This is a genomic window from Micromonospora sp. NPDC048935 (assembly GCF_043197875.1).
Taxonomy (GTDB): Bacteria; Actinomycetota; Actinomycetes; order Mycobacteriales; family Micromonosporaceae; genus Micromonospora.
This window is the reverse complement of sequence record NZ_JBICTZ010000002.1, coordinates 755,712-769,984: the sequence shown is the minus strand read 5'-3', so window position 1 is coordinate 769,984 and position 14,273 is coordinate 755,712. Positions and strand designations below refer to the sequence as shown.

Genomic DNA, 14,273 nt, shown 5'->3' with positions numbered 1-14,273 from the left:
TACCCACGGCCGCCGGGACGACAAACCCGATTGTGAGGAAGGCTCAGAAGTCGGCGAAGACGTACGGCACCCGGCGGGGGAAGATGTCCCGCAACTCCGCGGCGGCGTCCACCGGCACCTCGCCCAACCCCCGCAACGGCAGCTCGGCCGGATCCAGCACCCCGTACGCCAGGGCGGAGAGCCCGGCCGCGGTGAGGGTGGCGGTCGGCGCGCGGCCGGCGGTGTCGGCGACCAACTCCAGCGCGCCGGTCGTGCCGTCCAGCAGGTGGGTGCCGGCCAGCCAGCGGTCCCCGGTCAGCTCGATCCGCACCCGACCCGGGCCGGCCGGCAGCCCGCGCAACGCGTCAAGCGACAACAGCCGGGCCATCGGGGCGGACGTACCCGGCACGGCCACGCGTGCCTCGACGTGCACGTCCAGGTCGGTCAGCCACAGCTCCGGCAGCTCGTCCGGCGGGACCTGCACGGTGATCCGGTCGACCTGGTCGACGTGCCGGGCGAAGAACTGCAACAGCAACGCCCGCGCGAGCGGATCCGCGACCAGCAACTCGTTGCCGTGCAGCGTGCCGCCGTGCTCGTCGATCCGGTAGGTCACCGCGCCGGTGACCTCGCCGTCGACGCGGGCGGTGAGCAGCCAGTACTCGTCCCGCTCCCGCATCCCGGCCGCCCGGTAGTCCGGGAAGAGCGCGAAGCCGTGCCACTGCGTCAGGCAGCGCTCGGTGAACGCGCGCCACACCGGATAGCCGGTGCCGATGCGTTCCCAGCCGACGTCGCCGGGCAGCTCCGCGCGCAGCAGCGAGCCCAGGTGGGCCGGCGAGAAGGTGACCCTGCGCGGCTTGGGCAGCCCGACATAGCCGAACCGGGCGTAGAAGCTGGGCCGGAACGGGTAGAGCGTGCTGACCGGGTGGCCCTCGTCGCGTACCTCGTCGAGGAGTTGGTGCAGCAGTGTCCGGACGTGCCCCTGCCGGCGGGCCAGCGGGTGGGTGGCGACCCCGGCGACACCCGCCATCGGCAGCACCGTCCCGCGCAGGTTCTGCCGCATCGGAATGGACGAGGCGGCGGCCAGCGTGACGCCGTCCTCCTCGGCGATCAGCGTCCGGTTGCCCTCCTGGTAGGGCAGGTAGTCGCGGAACTCGTCGATCCGTGCGGCACCGAGTGGCGAGGACTCGAAGGCGTACGCGGCCAGCGGGAAGCTGGTGGTGAGACGCTCGTCGGCGGTCACCCGGCGGATGGTCATCCGCCCATCTCAACCCGTCGTGCTGGCCGGGGCAACCGGATTGGCGGTATCCGCCCCGGTCGCGCGGGCCGGCGGGCCGGTCAGCCCACCGGCAGGTGCCGCAGGTGTCGGCGGCGGCGCATCCGGACGCTCGCCACTGCCGCCACGCAGCCGGCGAGCAGGGCGGTGACGACAAGCCCGTGCAGCAGGCCACGGGAGAGGTAGCCCTGGTCGGTGTGGTCGACCGCCCAGGTGGCGATCTCCCGGGTCGACCAGAACGGCGTCAACTTCGCCCCCGACCCGGCCGGGTCGATGAGCATCTGCACCGTGATCACGGTGAGCAGCAGCAGCGTTCCCTCCATCTCGCGGGGCAGCAGCGCGCCGATCAGCATCCCGAACGGCGCCGCCACCCCGACCGCGCAGAGCAGCGCCGCGGCCAGCCCGCCGTAGCGCAGGTCCGCACCGTCGATCATGGGGAGCGCGAAGAACGGCACGGCGATGATCAGCCCCACCACCCAGAGGCCCAACATCCGACCGAGGTAGAGGTGGTGGGGCAGGTAGCCGGCCAACCGCAGTCTCGGCTCCAACTCGCGGGCCCCGGTGGTGGCGAAGAGCGCGGCGGTGCTCACCGCCCAGCCCACCCCGAGCAGCAGCGAGCGGACCGACTGCCCGAGGTAGACGTCCCGCCGGATCAGGTAGAAGGTCAACGGCATCAACAACAACAGCAGGAGTACGCCCCGACGCCGCAGCAGCTCCCGCAGGGTCATCTCGGCGACTGTGACGAGCCGGTTCACCGGTGGCCTCCCTGCGGCACGGGCGCCTGCCCCCGGGCCACCTGCGCCGGCGTCAGGTCGAGCACGAGGTCCACCCGGTCGAGTTGGTTGAGCAGATGGGTCACCACCACGATCGCCGTGCCGGTGTCCCGCAACCGGCTGAGCTGATCCCAGAAGTTGACGTAGGTGCCCTGGTCGAAGCCCTGGTACGGCTCGTCGAGCAGCAGCACGTCCGGGGTGTTGAGGGTGGACATCGTCAGGTTGAGCTTCTGCCGGGTGCCACCGGACAGGTGGCGGGCCTGCACGTCCCCGCTCGCCTCCCAACCGAGCTGGCGCGCCACCCCCCGACCGGCCCGGCGCGCTGCCCCCCGGGCCACGCCCTGGGCGGCACCGATGAGCACGAAGTGCTCGTCGGCGAAGAGGAAGTCGGCGGTGCCGCCGGCCTGCGGGCAGTAGCCGAGCCGCCCGGAGACGGTCACCGAACCGGCGTCCGGGGACATCAGCCCGGCGCAGATCCGCAGGAACGTGCTCTTGCCACAACCGTTCGCGCCGACGACGGCGGCGATCTGTCCGGCCCGGACGGTCAGCGTGGCGTCGCGCAGCACCGTTCGCCGCCCGTAGCGCTTGGCGATGCCCTCCGCGTGCAGCCGGACCGGCCCAGGGCGTGGTCCGGGTGCGGTGCCGATGCTCTCCACCACCGCGCCCGCGTACTGCTGGGGTGGACCGAAGACGACCCAGGGGTCGCCGCCCCCCTCGCGCAGGTGGGTGGCGGCTTCGGCGACCACGTGCCGGGCGGCGTCCGCCGCGACCCGGCGCTGGTGCAGCTCGACTGTGAGCGCGCGCAGCCAATCGTCGGCGTTCACCGGGTGACCCCCTTCGTGACGATGTCGTTCACCGGCCGGACGAAGGTGAGCCAGGCGTTGCCGCCCGTACGGAGTGCCGCGTACCCGTCGTCGGTGAGCCGGTAGTACTTGCGGGCCGGCCCGGCGGTGCCCTCCCGCCACTGCGCGGTCACCAGGCCGGTCTTCTGGAGTCGCAGCAGCACCGGATAGAGCGTGCCGCCCTGGATGGGCCCGACGCCCGCGGCGTCGAGCGCCTGGGCAAGCTGGTAGCCGTAGGACTCGTGGTCGGCCAGCAGGGCCAGCACGCAGATGTCGAGCACCCCGCGTAGCCACTGCCCGCGCCGGTCGGAATCCACAGGACCGGACAGTAGCGGCGCTAGCTAGATGGCGCAACTACCTAGTAGAGCGGCCCGGACCCGCCACGGCCGCCGCCGTGGACCGTCAGGCGGAATCCGGCGAGGTCAGCGAGCGACGACGTCGGAGACCACGACCGTCACGTTGTCCGGTGCGCCGGCATGGTGGGCGAGCTTCACCAACTGCTCGCCGCACTGCTGGCGATCGGCGTACATGCCCAGCGCCGCCGCGATGGCGTCGTCCTCGACGTAGTCGGAGAGCCCGTCGCTGCACAGCAGCAGCCGGTCGCCGGGGACCACGGTCAGCACACCGACCGCCGGTGGGGTGTCGGCGCCCTGCACGGCCCGGGTCACCAGGGACCGCTGCGGGTGGTGGCGGGCCTGCTCCGGGGAGAGGGTGCCCTGGTCGACAAGTGCCTGGACGAACGTGTCGTCCCGGGTGAGCTGGGTCAGCTCCCCGTCGCGCAACAGGTAGCAGCGGGAGTCGCCGACCTGGGCCAGGACCAGCGTCTCGCCGGCCAGCAGCGCCGCGGTGAGCGTGGTGCCCATCCCGTCGCGGCTCGGGTCGACCGTGATGGCGGCATGGATGCGCTGGTTGGCGGTGCTGACCACGGCACGCAGGGCGTCGGCGGCACCGTCGGGATCGGTGGGCGGGGCCAGCTCGTCCAGGATCCGGATCACGATCTCGCTCGCCACCTCGCCCGCGGGCAGCCCGCCCATGCCGTCGGCGACGGCGATCAGGCGGTCACCGGCGAGGGCGGAGTCCTCGTTGTTGGTGCGGACCAGGCCGATGTCGTTGAGGATGACCGAGCGGAGGATCAGCGTCATGGGGTCAAGCTTGCCAAGAACACCCCGCCTTCGTCTCTACGCCTCCTGCGTGCGTCGAGAAATGATTGCGATTTTCGTCGACGGTGCCGACGGTGCGTGACCGATCGGCCGCGCCTCAGCGGCGTGGATAGCGCAGCAGGAGGCTGGCGGCGACCTCCTCGTCACCCACCGCCGCGTAGCTGTGCGGCACGTCGGACACCCAGCGGAGGTGGCCGCCGGACGGCGCGGTGAGTGGCGCGTCGGCCGGGCCGGCGCGCAGCACCCCGGCGAAGACAGTGACGTGCTCGGTGACCCCGGGCTGGTGGGCCGGCGAGAGCTGCACCGGGCCGGGCGCGACCCGCATCCGGTACAGCTCGTAGGTCGCGTCGGTGTCGGTGAACACCTCCAGCAGGGTGGCGGTGACCGCGGTGCCGTGCGCGGTGGGCCCCGCGGCCGGCTCGGCCAGCAGGGCGGTGAGCGGTACGCCGAGTTGCGCGGTGACCGCCCAGAGCGTCTCCAGGGTCGGGTTGCGGGTGCCGTTCTCCAGGCCGGAGAGGGTGGCCTTTCCGACATTGGCGAGCCGGGCCAGGGTGGACAGTGAGATCCCCCGCTCCTCGCGCAGGGCGCGAACCCGGCGGCCGACGACGGCGGGGTCCACGTCGAGGCCGGGGCGGCGGGCTGGTGGTGACTGCGGCACCCGGCTATCGTGCTACACACTGTCGTTCCGTAAACGGAACGCTTGGGGAGGGTGGCATGGCCGGACGCGTCCAACCGGTGTTGGCCGGCGTGGTGACCGCCCTGGTCGGCTTCGCCAGCTCGTTCACCGTCGTGCTGGCCGGGCTCCGGGCGGCCGGTGCGTCGGACGCGCAGGCCGCCTCCGGGCTGCTCGCCCTCTGCGTGGCGTGCGGGCTCGCCGCCGCCTGGCTGGGCTGGCGGCACCGGATCCCGATGAGCGTGGCCTGGTCCACGCCGGGCGCGGCGCTGCTGGTGGCCACCGGTGCGCCGCCGGGCGGATGGCCTGTCGCGGTGGGCGCGTTCCTCGTCTCCGGAGTGCTGATCGTGGCGGCCGGGCTGTTTCCGCCACTCGGTCGTGCGGTGGCCGCCATCCCCAAGCCGGTGGCCGGCGCGATGCTCGCCGGGGTGCTGCTCCCGCTCTGCACCGCCCCGGTCCGCGCGCTTGTGGAGCTGCCCGCCGTGGCCGGGCCGGTGGTGGTCGGCTGGCTGCTGCTGCACCGCTTCGCCCGCCGCTGGGCGGTGCCCGGCGCGTTGCTGGTGGCGGTGGTCGCGATCGCGCTGACCTCGCCGCCGACCGGCCTGACCGGTGCCACGCTGGCCCCGTCGATCGTCCTCACCGCGCCGGCCTGGGAAGCGTCCGCCCTGGTTGGCCTCGCCCTGCCGCTGTTTCTGGTCACCATGGCCGCACAGAACGTGCCAGGCATGGCGGTGCTGGCCGGCTACGGCTACCGGCCGCCGTTCGGCGCCGCGCTGCGGGCCACCGGCCTGGCCAGCCTGCTCGCCGCGCCGGCCGGCGGGCACGCGGTGAACCTCGCGGCGATCACCGCCGCTCTGGCCGCGGGCCCGGACGCCCATCCGGACCCGGACCGCCGTTGGGTCGCCTCGGTCACCGCCGGTGCGGGGCTGGCCCTGCTCGGCCTGGGCGCCGGTGTGGCCACCGCACTTGTCGCGGTCGCCCCGCCGATCCTCATCGAGGCGGTCGCCGGGCTGGCCCTGCTGGGCGCCCTCGCCACCGCGCTCGCCGCGGCGGTCACCGACCCGGCGACCCGCGAGGCCGCCGTGGTCACCTTCGTGGTGACCGCCTCCGGGGTGACCCTGATCGGCGTGGGCGGCGCATTCTGGGGCCTGATCGCGGGCTGCCTGATGCTGCTGCTCTTCCACCGCCGCCGCCCATCCGCCGACGGGCAGGAAAAATCCACACCAGTTCAAGGAAACCGCGGTGTCCAGGCCGACCGGACACCGCAACATCACTGAACCCGAGTCGATCTCCGCTGTCCGCCTGCCGGCGTACGAAGGCACGATCCGCTTCTTCGGCGAACCGGACCGGGACAGTGGTGGCCTCGGTGACCCGCCGATCCGCGGCGGCCTGCCGGACGCAGTCGAGGTCACTCATCGTCCACGCTCGGAGCCGGACGCGGCCGCCGGTCAGTTCCGGCGCCGGTGGTGCCAACGACATCCCGCGACGGTACGCACCTCATCGGGCGCACCCCACGGCCTCGATCCACTCGGGTTCAATGAAGTCGGGCTGTCCCATGGCGCTGGATGCCCCGATTTCCTTGAACCCGTGTCGGTCAAGGAAATGGCCTACTCCTCGGGTGGCAGGTCCGCCACGCCCACGGCGAGGAGGACCCGGCCGTCGGCCACCGACCCGATCCGATCGGCCGGTACGTAGACCGCGCCGGTGCGGGTCAGCTCGGTCGAGACCTTCAGGTAGCCGCTGTGCAGCAGCCGCGCCGCCAGATCGGCCGGAACGTCCGGCTCCTCGACCGCGGTCGCCTCGATCAACTCGTTCAGGCTGCTGCCCGGGTCGGCGGTCGGTGCCTGGACGGTCACCGCGTTCGGATCGGCCCGCTGGACGAGGTCCACCGTGCCGACCTCGGTGCCGGTCGAGTCGATCACCGGCATCCCGGTGGTGATCCGTGAGATGGTCGTCTGCTGCTCGCCCTGCTGGTCCATCCCAGAGCGGTTCCCGGGGCGGTACGCCGCTAAACGCCACCGTCAGCCCGTCAGCCCGTCAGCCCGTCAGCCCGTCAGCCCCGGTGGGCGGCGGCGACCGCTCAGCTGTTCGGGAGGGTCCAGCTGCCCGGCGGGCGGGGGGACAGCTCCCGCCAGGTGTCCGGGCCGTCGAGGAGCGCCCGGACGGTCTCCTCGGCCTCGTCCGCACTGCCGTACTCGTAGAACCGGGAGATGCCCTCGGCGCCGCCTGCCCGCTGCTCGACGTGCCACCGGTCGGCGTCCACCCGCAGGATGACGTCCCGTCGGGCCAGTCGCCCCCACTTCCCGTTCCACCAGTGCTTTCGCTGCTCCATGGCGGGACTCTATCGAACACACGTACGAGAAGGTGCGGCCCCTGCGGGAATCCCACAGGGGCCGATGTGCATCCGTTCGGTCAGCGCTGCGTCGGCAGCTCGGGGCGGCGGCCCAGCACGTCGTCCAGCGCCCCGCGCTGCTGGCCGGGGGTGGTGTGACCGGCGGAGACCAGGGCGTCCCGGATCTCGGTGAGCAGCTTGACCTCCTCGCTCGGCGCCGCCGGCGGCGGCTCCTCGCCCCGACGCCGCCGCTCGGCCAGCTTGTTCATCGGGTACACCACGAAGAAGTAGAGCACCGCCGCGGTGAGCAGGAACGTGATCAGGGCGTTGATGAACCCCGCCCAGTCCATGTAGTTGTCCTCGCTGATCTTCCACTGGCCAGCGAACTTGTCGTCCCCGCCACCGACCAGCTTGATGATCGGCTTGAGGAACGAGGTGGTGAGGGCGGTGACCACGCCCGTGAACGCGGCGCCGATGACGACACCGACCGCCAAGTCGACGACGTTGCCGCGCATGATGAAGTCTTTGAAGCCCTTGAGCATTCGTACTCCCGAGGTGTCCGCTTTTCTGTCCGGCACAACCTATGCCCCGGCGGTGGGCTCCAGAAAAGCGCCGGCTTCGCTCGCCGCCCGGCCCGGATCGCCGGCCCGGATCGCCTCGACCAGCCGGGTGTGGTCGACGTACCGCTCGGGCGTGAGCGCGCCCCCCATCGCCTGCGCGACAGTGCTGCGCAGGGCGGTGCCGACCGAGGCGTACAGCTCGGCGAGCATGGCATTGTGCGCGGCGGCGACCACCGCGACGTGCAGCGCCGCGTCGGCCTCGACGAACGCGTCGACCCGGCCGCCGTGCCAGGCGGCCTCGCGTTCGGCGAGGAGGCCGTCGAGGGCCGCCAGGTCCTCCGGTGTACGCCGCAGCGCGGCGAGCCGGGCGGCCTCCACCTCGAAGGCGCGCCGAACCTCGATGACCTCGGCCATCCGGTCGTCGCCGAGTCGGCGGGCGACCACCGGCGCCAGCTCGTCGGTGGACACCACGTAGGTGCCGGAGCCCTGCCGGCACTCCAGCACCCCGGCGTGCACCAGGGCGCGGACGGCCTCGCGGACCGTGTTGCGCCCCACGCCCAGCGCGGCGACCAGTTGCGGTTCGGTGGGGATGCGCCCGCCGACGGGCCACTCGCCGCCGAGGATGCGGGCGCGGAGCTGCTCGATGGTCTGCCGGACCCGATGGCCGCGGGGCGGCACGGCGGGCTGACCGATGGGCGGCACGGCGGGCTGGCCGCGGGGCGGCGCCGGCGGTGCGGAGGGGGAATCGCCAGATGGTGGCACTGGTTACAACACCGGCCGATAATTCATCCCATGATTGTAGGTTAGCGGCTATGACCCCGCCACCCACCGCCGCTCCGGCGCCGCCCGCTCCCGTCCTCGTCGTCGACCCACCCTCGACGAGTGACCCGGGTCCGGGCCGACGGACGCACCCGGCGACCGGTGGCGCGCTCGTGCTGGTCGGGATGCTGCTGATCGCGCTCAACCTGCGCGCCGTGGTGACCAGCCTGGGCGCCCTGCTCGACGAGGTCCGCGACGGGCTGGGGCTCTCCGGCACGATGGCCGGTCTGGTCACCACCCTGCCGACCATCGCGTTCGCCGGCCTCGGCGCGCTCACCCCGTGGCTGGTCCGCCGGGTGGCACCCGCCCGGGTGCTGGTGGTCGCCATGCTCGCCCTCGCCGCCGGTCAGGTGCTCCGGGCCGCCACCGACTCGGCCTGGATCTTCGTGCTCACCAGCGCCCTGGCGCTGGCCGGGATCGCGGTCGCCAACATCCTGTTGCCGATGCTCGTCAAGCAGCACTTCCCGCACCGGACCGGGCTGGTCACCGGGGCGTACACGATGGCCCTGACCCTGGGCACGACTGTGGCCGCGGCCTCGGCGGTGCCGATCGCGCACGCCTTCGGCTCCTGGCGGGCGGGGCTGGGCGTCTGGGCCGCGATGGCCGCGGTGGCCGTACTCCCGTGGGTGCCGCTGGCGCTGCGGACCCGGGCGGGCGTGCGGCGCTCGACCCCGACGGCGGCCGGCACCGCGCCGGTGCGGGTCCGCCCGGCGCGGACCCGGCTCGGGTGGGCGATGGCCGTCTACTTCGGTGCGCAGTCCCTGAGTGGGTACGCGATCATGGGCTGGCTGGCCCAGTTGTTCCGGGATGCCGGCTACCAGCCGGAGTCGGCCGGGCTGCTGCTGGCCGGAGTGACCGCGCTCGGCGTGCCGATCGCACTGGTGATGCCGACCGTGGCCGGCCGGATGGGCAGCCTGCGTCCGCTGGTGCTCGGGATGACCACCGCGTCGACGCTTGCCTACCTGGGGCTGGCGCTCGCCCCGCACGGGGCCGCGCTGCTCTGGATCATCCTGCTGGCGATCGGCCAGGGCGCGTTCCCGATGATCCTGACCGCCATCGGCCTGCGCGCCCGCACGGCCGAAGGGACCGTCGCGCTCTCCGCGTTCGCGCAGAGCACCGGGTACGTGATCGCGGCTCTCGGCCCGCTGCTGGTCGGCATCCTCTACGAGGTCACCGGCGGCTGGACCGCGCCGATCGGGTTCCTGTTGGGCGCGCTCGCCGTGCAGACGGTGGCGGGTATGGCGATCTCCCGCCCCCGCTACGTCGAGGACGAGTGACGAACGGCAGCGGTCAGGAGGCCGACGTCGGTTCGCCGGCGACTGCCTCGTCCACCGTCGGGTAGGTGTGCAGCACCTCGACCAGCCCACTCACCTCAAGGATGCGCAGCACACCCCGCTGCGGGGCGGCCAGTCGCACCACGCCGCCGGCCTCGTCGCAGCTGTTCTTGGCGCGGACGAAGACCGACAGACCCGTCGAGTCGCAGAACGAGACGTCCGCCAGGTCGAACACCAGCCGGTTGCGGCCCTTGTCGAGCAGGTCGGTGATCTGGTCCTGAAGCTGCGGTGCGGTGGCCATGTCCAGCTCGCCCGCGACCGACACGACGACCACGTCGCCGCGCTGTTCCGTGTGCACCGTCAAGGACATTTGCCAGACCTCCTGTTATCGGGGGAACGGTATCCCACGACCGGGGGCGTACGCAGAACGGGAGCCGGGATCCGGTGGCCGTCATCATTCCGTTGCTGCGGGGCAAGTAGTTGGTCAGCCCCCGGTGATAGAGTCCGCCCGGTCCAGGTCAAGGGGGTTCCAAATGGCGTTGAGCACCGAAGAGAGTGGTCGGCTCGCCGCGCTGCTCAGCGGGCAGGCCGAACGGGTCACGTCTCGGTGGACCGAGATCGTCACCAGTTCGTTGCGGGGCCGGCTGAGCCAGGCCGAGCTGCGCCGGCAGGTCCAGGATCTGCACCGCGTCGTCGTCGCCGCCGGTGAGCAGGGCGAGGTCGACCTGTCCACCGACAACGCCGCCGAGTTGCGCGCCGCGCTCACCGAGCTGTCCCGTGGCCGGGCCCGGCAGGGCTTCTCCGCCACCGAGACCACGGTCAGCATCTTCGCGCTCAAGGACGTGCTGGCCGAGTTGGTGCAGGAGGCCGGCGGTGCCAACGCGCTGCACGACTACGTCGCCTTCTCGAAGCTCGTCGACGAGATGGGCCTGTTCACCTTCGAGAGCTTCGTCCGCACCCGGGAGAGCCTGATCGCCGACCAGGCCGAGCAGTTGCTGGAGCTCTCCACGCCGGTGGTCAAGCTCTGGGAGGGCGTGGTGGCCGTCCCGCTGGTCGGCACCCTGGACTCGGCGCGGGCCCAGGTCGTGATGGAGCGGCTGTTGCAGACGCTCGTCGACACCGGCTCCCCGTACGCGATCATCGACATCACCGGCGTCCCGGCGGTGGACACCCAGGTCGCCCAGCACATCCTGAAGACCGTGGTGGCCGCCCGGCTGATGGGCGCCGACTGCATCATCTCCGGCATCCGCCCGCAGATCGCGCAGACGATCGTCGCTCTCGGCATCGAGTTCGGCGACATCGCCACCAAGGCGAGCCTCGCCGACGCGCTGCGCCACGTGCTGCGGCTCACCGGGGTGGAGACCGCCCGCCGCCAGCCGCGTCGGGGCGTCTGATGGAACGGGTGCCGATCCTCAAGATCGGCGACATCCTGCTCGTCTCCATCCAGTTGGACATGTCCGACCAGACGGCGGTCCAGCTTCAGGACGATCTCGCCGAGCGGATCGTGGACACCGGCTGCCACGGCGTCATCATCGACATCACCGCGCTGGACATCGTCGACTCCTTCGTCGGGCGGATGCTCTCCACCATCGCGTCGATCTCCAAGGTGCTCGACGCGGAAACGGTGGTGGTCGGGATGCGCCCCGCCGTCGCCATCACCCTTGTCGAACTGGGGCTGTCGCTCAACGGCATCCGTACCGCGCTGAACGTCGAGCGCGGCATGGAGCTGATCGCGGCGGCCCACGCCGACGAACTGCTCGACTATCAGCTCGACGACGAGCCGGACGCCGAGACGGCCACGACGTGACCGCGGACATCGACCTGGGCCCCCCGCAGGCGCAGGCGGTCCGCAGCGACGAGGACGTGGTGCGGGTCCGGCAGTTGGTCCGGTCCGTGGCCGTCGCCGTCAAGCTGTCCCTGGTCGACCAGACCAAGGTGGTGACCGCGGCGAGCGAGTTGGCCCGCAACACCCTGGTGTACGGCGGCGGCGGCTCGGTCGAGGTGACGACCGTGGACAACGGGCGACGCAAGGGCGTGCGGATCGTCTTCGCCGACTCCGGGCCCGGCATCCCGGACCTGGACCTGGCCCTGACCGACGGCTACACCACCGGCGGCGGGCTCGGCCTCGGGCTCAGCGGGTCCCGGCGACTGGTCGACGAATTCGAGATCGAGACATCCCCGGAGGCCGGCACGCGGATCACGGTCACCAAGTGGTCCCGGTGAACGCCGACGCGGTCACCGACAGTGGCATCTGGTTCCGGGTGGAGGCCAGCAGCGCGGCGAGCGCCGTGCGGCGTGCCGCCGAACGCCTCGGCGCGCAGGTGGAGTTGAGCGCGGTACGCATCGCGGACCTGGCCATCGTCGCCGCCGAGCTGACCAGCAACCTGGTCAAGCACGCCGACGAGGGTGTCCTGCTGCTGCGGCCGGTACGCCGTGCCGGGGAGGCCGGCGTGGAGCTGATCGCCATCGACTCCGGGCCCGGCATGGCCGACCTGACCGTCTCGTCGCGGGACGGGCACTCCACCACCGGCACGCTCGGCATCGGTCTGGGCGCCATCGTCCGGCAGGCCAGTTGGTTCGACGGATACTCGCTGCCCGGCCGGGGCACCGTCCTCGCCGTGCAGGTCTGGCCGGCGGAGCCGCCGCCGCCGTCCTGGGTGGGTGCCCTCACCCGACCGCTGAACGGCGAGACGGTCAGCGGCGACGGGTACGCCGTCCGGGTCGCCGACGGGCGGCACCAGGTGCTGGTCAGCGACGGGTTGGGGCATGGTCCGCTGGCCGCCGCCGCCACCGACGCGGCGCTCGCCGCGTTCCGGAACGCCCCCGCCGGGCCACCGGCGGCGGTCGTCGGTCACCTGCACCGGAGCATGTCGCACACCCGGGGCGCCGCGCTCGCGGTCGCCGAGCTGGAGCCGGCGGCCGGCATGCTGCGCTACGCCGGCCTGGGTAACATCTCCGGCGTGGTCGTCGAGGGTGACGGTCAGCGCCGAGGGCTGGTGTCACTGCCCGGCATCGCCGGCCACCAGCGGCCGACGATCCGGGAGTACGACTACCCGCTCGGTCCGGGCGCCCGACTGGTGATGCACAGTGACGGTGTGGTCGACCGCTGGCGGTTGACCGACTACCCGGGCCTGGCGGAACGATCCCCGCTGGTGATGGCCGCGACACTGCTGCGCGACGCGGGTGTGCGACGTGATGACGCCTGCGTACTTGTCGCGAGGGCCTGGGCATGACCGCCGAGCCGGCGCTGCCGTTGCTGCAGATGGCGCTGCGGGTCGAGCAGGACATCTTCGTGATCCGCCAACGGGGCCGCGAGGTGGCCACCGTGGTCGGTCTCGAACGCCAGGACCAGGTGCGGATCGCCACCGCGCTCAGCGAGGTGGCCCGGGACCTGCTGCGGACGACCGGCGGCGCGGACGTCTCCTTCCACGTCGACGAGGGCGCAGACGGCCGGTTCCACCTGCGCGCCGACCTGGCCCCGGTGGCGGCGCTCCCGGACGGCGGTTACCAGCCGCAGTCCGGCGCGGTGTCCCGACTGGTCGACACACTGAGCGTGTCGACCGTCGAGGGGGTTACGGTCGTACGGATGTCCCGACGAGTTCCGGCCAGCGCGCCGACGCCGACCCCGGAGCGGCTCGCCGAGTTCCGTACGGAACTCGGCCGTACCGCGCCGGCCAGCGCGCTGGACGAGTTGACAGTGCAGAACGGGCAACTCATCGCCGCACTCGACGAGGTGCGCAGTCAGCGCGACGAGTTGGCCGTGCTGAACGAGGAGTTGGCCGAGACCAACCGGGGGGTGCTGGCGCTCTACAACCAGCTCACCGAGGAGTTGGAGGAGACCAACCGGGGTGTCGTCGCCCTCTACGCCGAGTTGGACGAGAAGTCGGCGCAACTGCGCGCGGCGAGCGAGTCGAAGAGCCGCTTCCTGGCCAACGTCAGCCACGAGCTGCGCGCCCCGGTCACCGCGATCATCGGGTTGGGGCGGCTGCTCACCGACTCCGCCTCCGACCCGCTCACCGAGGAGCAGGGTCGCCAGGTCGATCTGATCCGCTCGTCGGCGGCAGACCTGCTCAATCTGGTCAACGAACTACTGGACCTCGCCAAGGCGGAGTCCGGCCGGATCGAGCCGGATTGGGCGGAAGTCGACCTGCGGCCGGTCTTCGGCCAACTGCGCGGCACACTGCGTGCCCTGGCCACCCGCCCGGGGGTGGAGCTGGTGGTGGAGGAGCCGACCGCGCCGGCCACGCTGCGCACCGACGAGGTACTGCTCGGCCAGGTGCTGCGCAACCTGCTGCACAACGGGTTGAAGTTCACCGAGCGCGGCGAGGTGCGACTGCGGGCGCGCCAGCACGGCGACCGGTGGAACTTCGAGGTCAGTGACACCGGCCCCGGCATCGCTACCGAGCTGCACGACCGGATCTTCGAGGAGTTCTACCAGGTGCCGGGCGCCACCCGGGTCGGCGGCACCGGCCTCGGCCTGCCGTACGCCAGGCGGTTGGCGACACTGCTCGGCGGGACACTGGAGTTGACAAGCGTGCCGGGCCGGGGCAGCACATTCACCATCTCCCTGCCCGTCGGCGGGGCGTGA

At 72.4% G+C, this 14,273-nt stretch carries 18 protein-coding genes; 7 read left to right on the top strand and 11 right to left on the bottom strand.

The window, feature by feature from the left end:
- Window positions 1-43: 43 nt before the first annotated feature.
- From eis to ACGFIW_RS09860, 6 genes are all read right to left on the bottom strand, one after another.
- Window positions 44-1,234, bottom strand: coding sequence for an enhanced intracellular survival protein Eis (gene eis / locus ACGFIW_RS09885; RefSeq protein WP_393312484.1), 1,191 nt, complete (start codon window positions 1,232-1,234; stop codon window positions 44-46).
- Window positions 1,235-1,314: 80 nt separating this feature from the next.
- The gene (locus ACGFIW_RS09880; RefSeq protein WP_393312482.1) at window positions 1,315-2,007 is read right to left on the bottom strand and encodes a hypothetical protein; all 693 of its coding nucleotides are present in this window, start codon (window positions 2,005-2,007) and stop codon (window positions 1,315-1,317) included.
- Window positions 2,004-2,849, bottom strand: a complete 846-nt coding sequence (locus tag ACGFIW_RS09875) for an ATP-binding cassette domain-containing protein (protein ID WP_393312480.1) — start codon at window positions 2,847-2,849, stop codon at window positions 2,004-2,006. Before ACGFIW_RS09875 ends, ACGFIW_RS09880 begins: the two co-directional genes overlap by 4 nt.
- On the bottom strand, window positions 2,846-3,184 hold the full coding sequence (locus ACGFIW_RS09870; RefSeq protein WP_393312478.1) for a PadR family transcriptional regulator: 339 nt from the start codon (window positions 3,182-3,184) through the stop codon (window positions 2,846-2,848). The genes ACGFIW_RS09875 and ACGFIW_RS09870 overlap by 4 nt, the downstream gene beginning before the upstream one ends.
- Window positions 3,185-3,289: 105 nt before the next feature.
- Entirely contained in the window at window positions 3,290-4,009 is a 720-nt protein-coding gene (locus ACGFIW_RS09865) for a protein phosphatase 2C domain-containing protein (RefSeq protein ID WP_355029233.1), read from the bottom strand.
- 115 nt (window positions 4,010-4,124) lie between these two features.
- Complete coding sequence (locus tag ACGFIW_RS09860; protein ID WP_393312475.1) at window positions 4,125-4,685, bottom strand: helix-turn-helix domain-containing protein; 561 nt, start codon at window positions 4,683-4,685, stop codon at window positions 4,125-4,127.
- A 56-nt stretch (window positions 4,686-4,741) separates the two neighbouring features.
- Between ACGFIW_RS09860 and ACGFIW_RS09855 the strand changes: the two genes are divergently transcribed.
- Complete coding sequence (locus ACGFIW_RS09855) at window positions 4,742-5,977, top strand: benzoate/H(+) symporter BenE family transporter (protein ID WP_393312473.1); 1,236 nt, start codon at window positions 4,742-4,744, stop codon at window positions 5,975-5,977.
- Window positions 5,978-6,307: 330 nt separating this feature from the next.
- Here ACGFIW_RS09855 and ACGFIW_RS09850 read toward each other — a convergent pair whose 3' ends face one another.
- From ACGFIW_RS09850 to ACGFIW_RS09835, 4 genes are all read right to left on the bottom strand, one after another.
- Entirely contained in the window at window positions 6,308-6,679 is a 372-nt protein-coding gene (locus ACGFIW_RS09850; RefSeq protein ID WP_357555857.1) for a hypothetical protein, read from the bottom strand.
- A gap of 101 nt (window positions 6,680-6,780) precedes the next feature.
- Window positions 6,781-7,032 (bottom strand): hypothetical protein, encoded by a 252-nt coding sequence (locus ACGFIW_RS09845; RefSeq protein ID WP_393312471.1) that lies wholly within the window; start codon window positions 7,030-7,032, stop codon window positions 6,781-6,783.
- 80 nt (window positions 7,033-7,112) lie between these two features.
- The gene (gene mscL / locus ACGFIW_RS09840) at window positions 7,113-7,574 is read right to left on the bottom strand and encodes a large conductance mechanosensitive channel protein MscL (RefSeq protein WP_393312469.1); all 462 of its coding nucleotides are present in this window, start codon (window positions 7,572-7,574) and stop codon (window positions 7,113-7,115) included.
- Window positions 7,575-7,613: 39 nt separating this feature from the next.
- Window positions 7,614-8,294, bottom strand: a complete 681-nt coding sequence (locus ACGFIW_RS09835; RefSeq protein WP_393312467.1) for a FadR/GntR family transcriptional regulator — start codon at window positions 8,292-8,294, stop codon at window positions 7,614-7,616.
- Between the two features lie 110 nt (window positions 8,295-8,404).
- On the opposite strand from ACGFIW_RS09835, the gene ACGFIW_RS09830 reads away from it, so the two are divergent.
- Window positions 8,405-9,688 carry a CynX/NimT family MFS transporter gene (locus ACGFIW_RS09830; protein WP_393312465.1) on the top strand — a complete coding sequence of 428 codons (1,284 nt, stop codon included), beginning with the start codon at window positions 8,405-8,407 and terminating at the stop codon, window positions 9,686-9,688.
- 13 nt (window positions 9,689-9,701) lie between these two features.
- Here ACGFIW_RS09830 and ACGFIW_RS09825 read toward each other — a convergent pair whose 3' ends face one another.
- Complete coding sequence (locus ACGFIW_RS09825; RefSeq protein ID WP_357526143.1) at window positions 9,702-10,055, bottom strand: STAS domain-containing protein; 354 nt, start codon at window positions 10,053-10,055, stop codon at window positions 9,702-9,704.
- 163 nt (window positions 10,056-10,218) lie between these two features.
- Between ACGFIW_RS09825 and ACGFIW_RS09820 the strand changes: the two genes are divergently transcribed.
- The 5 genes from ACGFIW_RS09820 to ACGFIW_RS09800 are packed head-to-tail and all read left to right on the top strand — an operon-like array spanning window position 10,219 to window position 14,273.
- Entirely contained in the window at window positions 10,219-11,079 is an 861-nt protein-coding gene (locus ACGFIW_RS09820; protein ID WP_393312463.1) for an STAS domain-containing protein, read from the top strand.
- A complete protein-coding gene (locus ACGFIW_RS09815) occupies window positions 11,079-11,492 on the top strand; it encodes an STAS domain-containing protein (RefSeq protein WP_393312461.1) in 414 nt (137 codons plus the stop codon). Before ACGFIW_RS09820 ends, ACGFIW_RS09815 begins: the two co-directional genes overlap by 1 nt.
- Window positions 11,489-11,908, top strand: coding sequence for an anti-sigma regulatory factor (locus ACGFIW_RS09810; RefSeq protein WP_393312459.1), 420 nt, complete (start codon window positions 11,489-11,491; stop codon window positions 11,906-11,908). The genes ACGFIW_RS09815 and ACGFIW_RS09810 overlap by 4 nt, the downstream gene beginning before the upstream one ends.
- Window positions 11,905-12,918: a SpoIIE family protein phosphatase gene (locus ACGFIW_RS09805; RefSeq protein ID WP_393312792.1), complete on the top strand. Its 1,014-nt coding sequence runs from the start codon at window positions 11,905-11,907 to the stop codon at window positions 12,916-12,918. Before ACGFIW_RS09810 ends, ACGFIW_RS09805 begins: the two co-directional genes overlap by 4 nt.
- Window positions 12,915-14,273 (top strand): sensor histidine kinase, encoded by a 1,359-nt coding sequence (locus tag ACGFIW_RS09800; protein WP_393312457.1) that lies wholly within the window; start codon window positions 12,915-12,917, stop codon window positions 14,271-14,273. Before ACGFIW_RS09805 ends, ACGFIW_RS09800 begins: the two co-directional genes overlap by 4 nt.

Bases quoted from the DNA above. Each gene is read 5' to 3' on its own strand.
- eis (WP_393312484.1), bottom strand. From the start codon at position 1,234: ATGACCATCCGCCGGGTGACCGCCGACGAGCGTCTCACCACCAGCTTC.
- ACGFIW_RS09865 (WP_355029233.1), bottom strand. From the start codon at position 4,009: ATGACGCTGATCCTCCGCTCGGTCATCCTCAACGACATCGGCCTGGTC.
- ACGFIW_RS09855 (WP_393312473.1), top strand. From the start codon at position 4,742: ATGGCCGGACGCGTCCAACCGGTGTTGGCCGGCGTGGTGACCGCCCTG.
- ACGFIW_RS09850 (WP_357555857.1), bottom strand. From the start codon at position 6,679: ATGGACCAGCAGGGCGAGCAGCAGACGACCATCTCACGGATCACCACC.
- ACGFIW_RS09845 (WP_393312471.1), bottom strand. From the start codon at position 7,032: ATGGAGCAGCGAAAGCACTGGTGGAACGGGAAGTGGGGGCGACTGGCC.
- mscL (WP_393312469.1), bottom strand. From the start codon at position 7,574: ATGCTCAAGGGCTTCAAAGACTTCATCATGCGCGGCAACGTCGTCGAC.
- ACGFIW_RS09830 (WP_393312465.1), top strand. From the start codon at position 8,405: ATGACCCCGCCACCCACCGCCGCTCCGGCGCCGCCCGCTCCCGTCCTC.
- ACGFIW_RS09825 (WP_357526143.1), bottom strand. From the start codon at position 10,055: ATGTCCTTGACGGTGCACACGGAACAGCGCGGCGACGTGGTCGTCGTG.
- ACGFIW_RS09820 (WP_393312463.1), top strand. From the start codon at position 10,219: ATGGCGTTGAGCACCGAAGAGAGTGGTCGGCTCGCCGCGCTGCTCAGC.
- ACGFIW_RS09815 (WP_393312461.1), top strand. From the start codon at position 11,079: ATGGAACGGGTGCCGATCCTCAAGATCGGCGACATCCTGCTCGTCTCC.
- ACGFIW_RS09800 (WP_393312457.1), top strand. From the start codon at position 12,915: ATGACCGCCGAGCCGGCGCTGCCGTTGCTGCAGATGGCGCTGCGGGTC.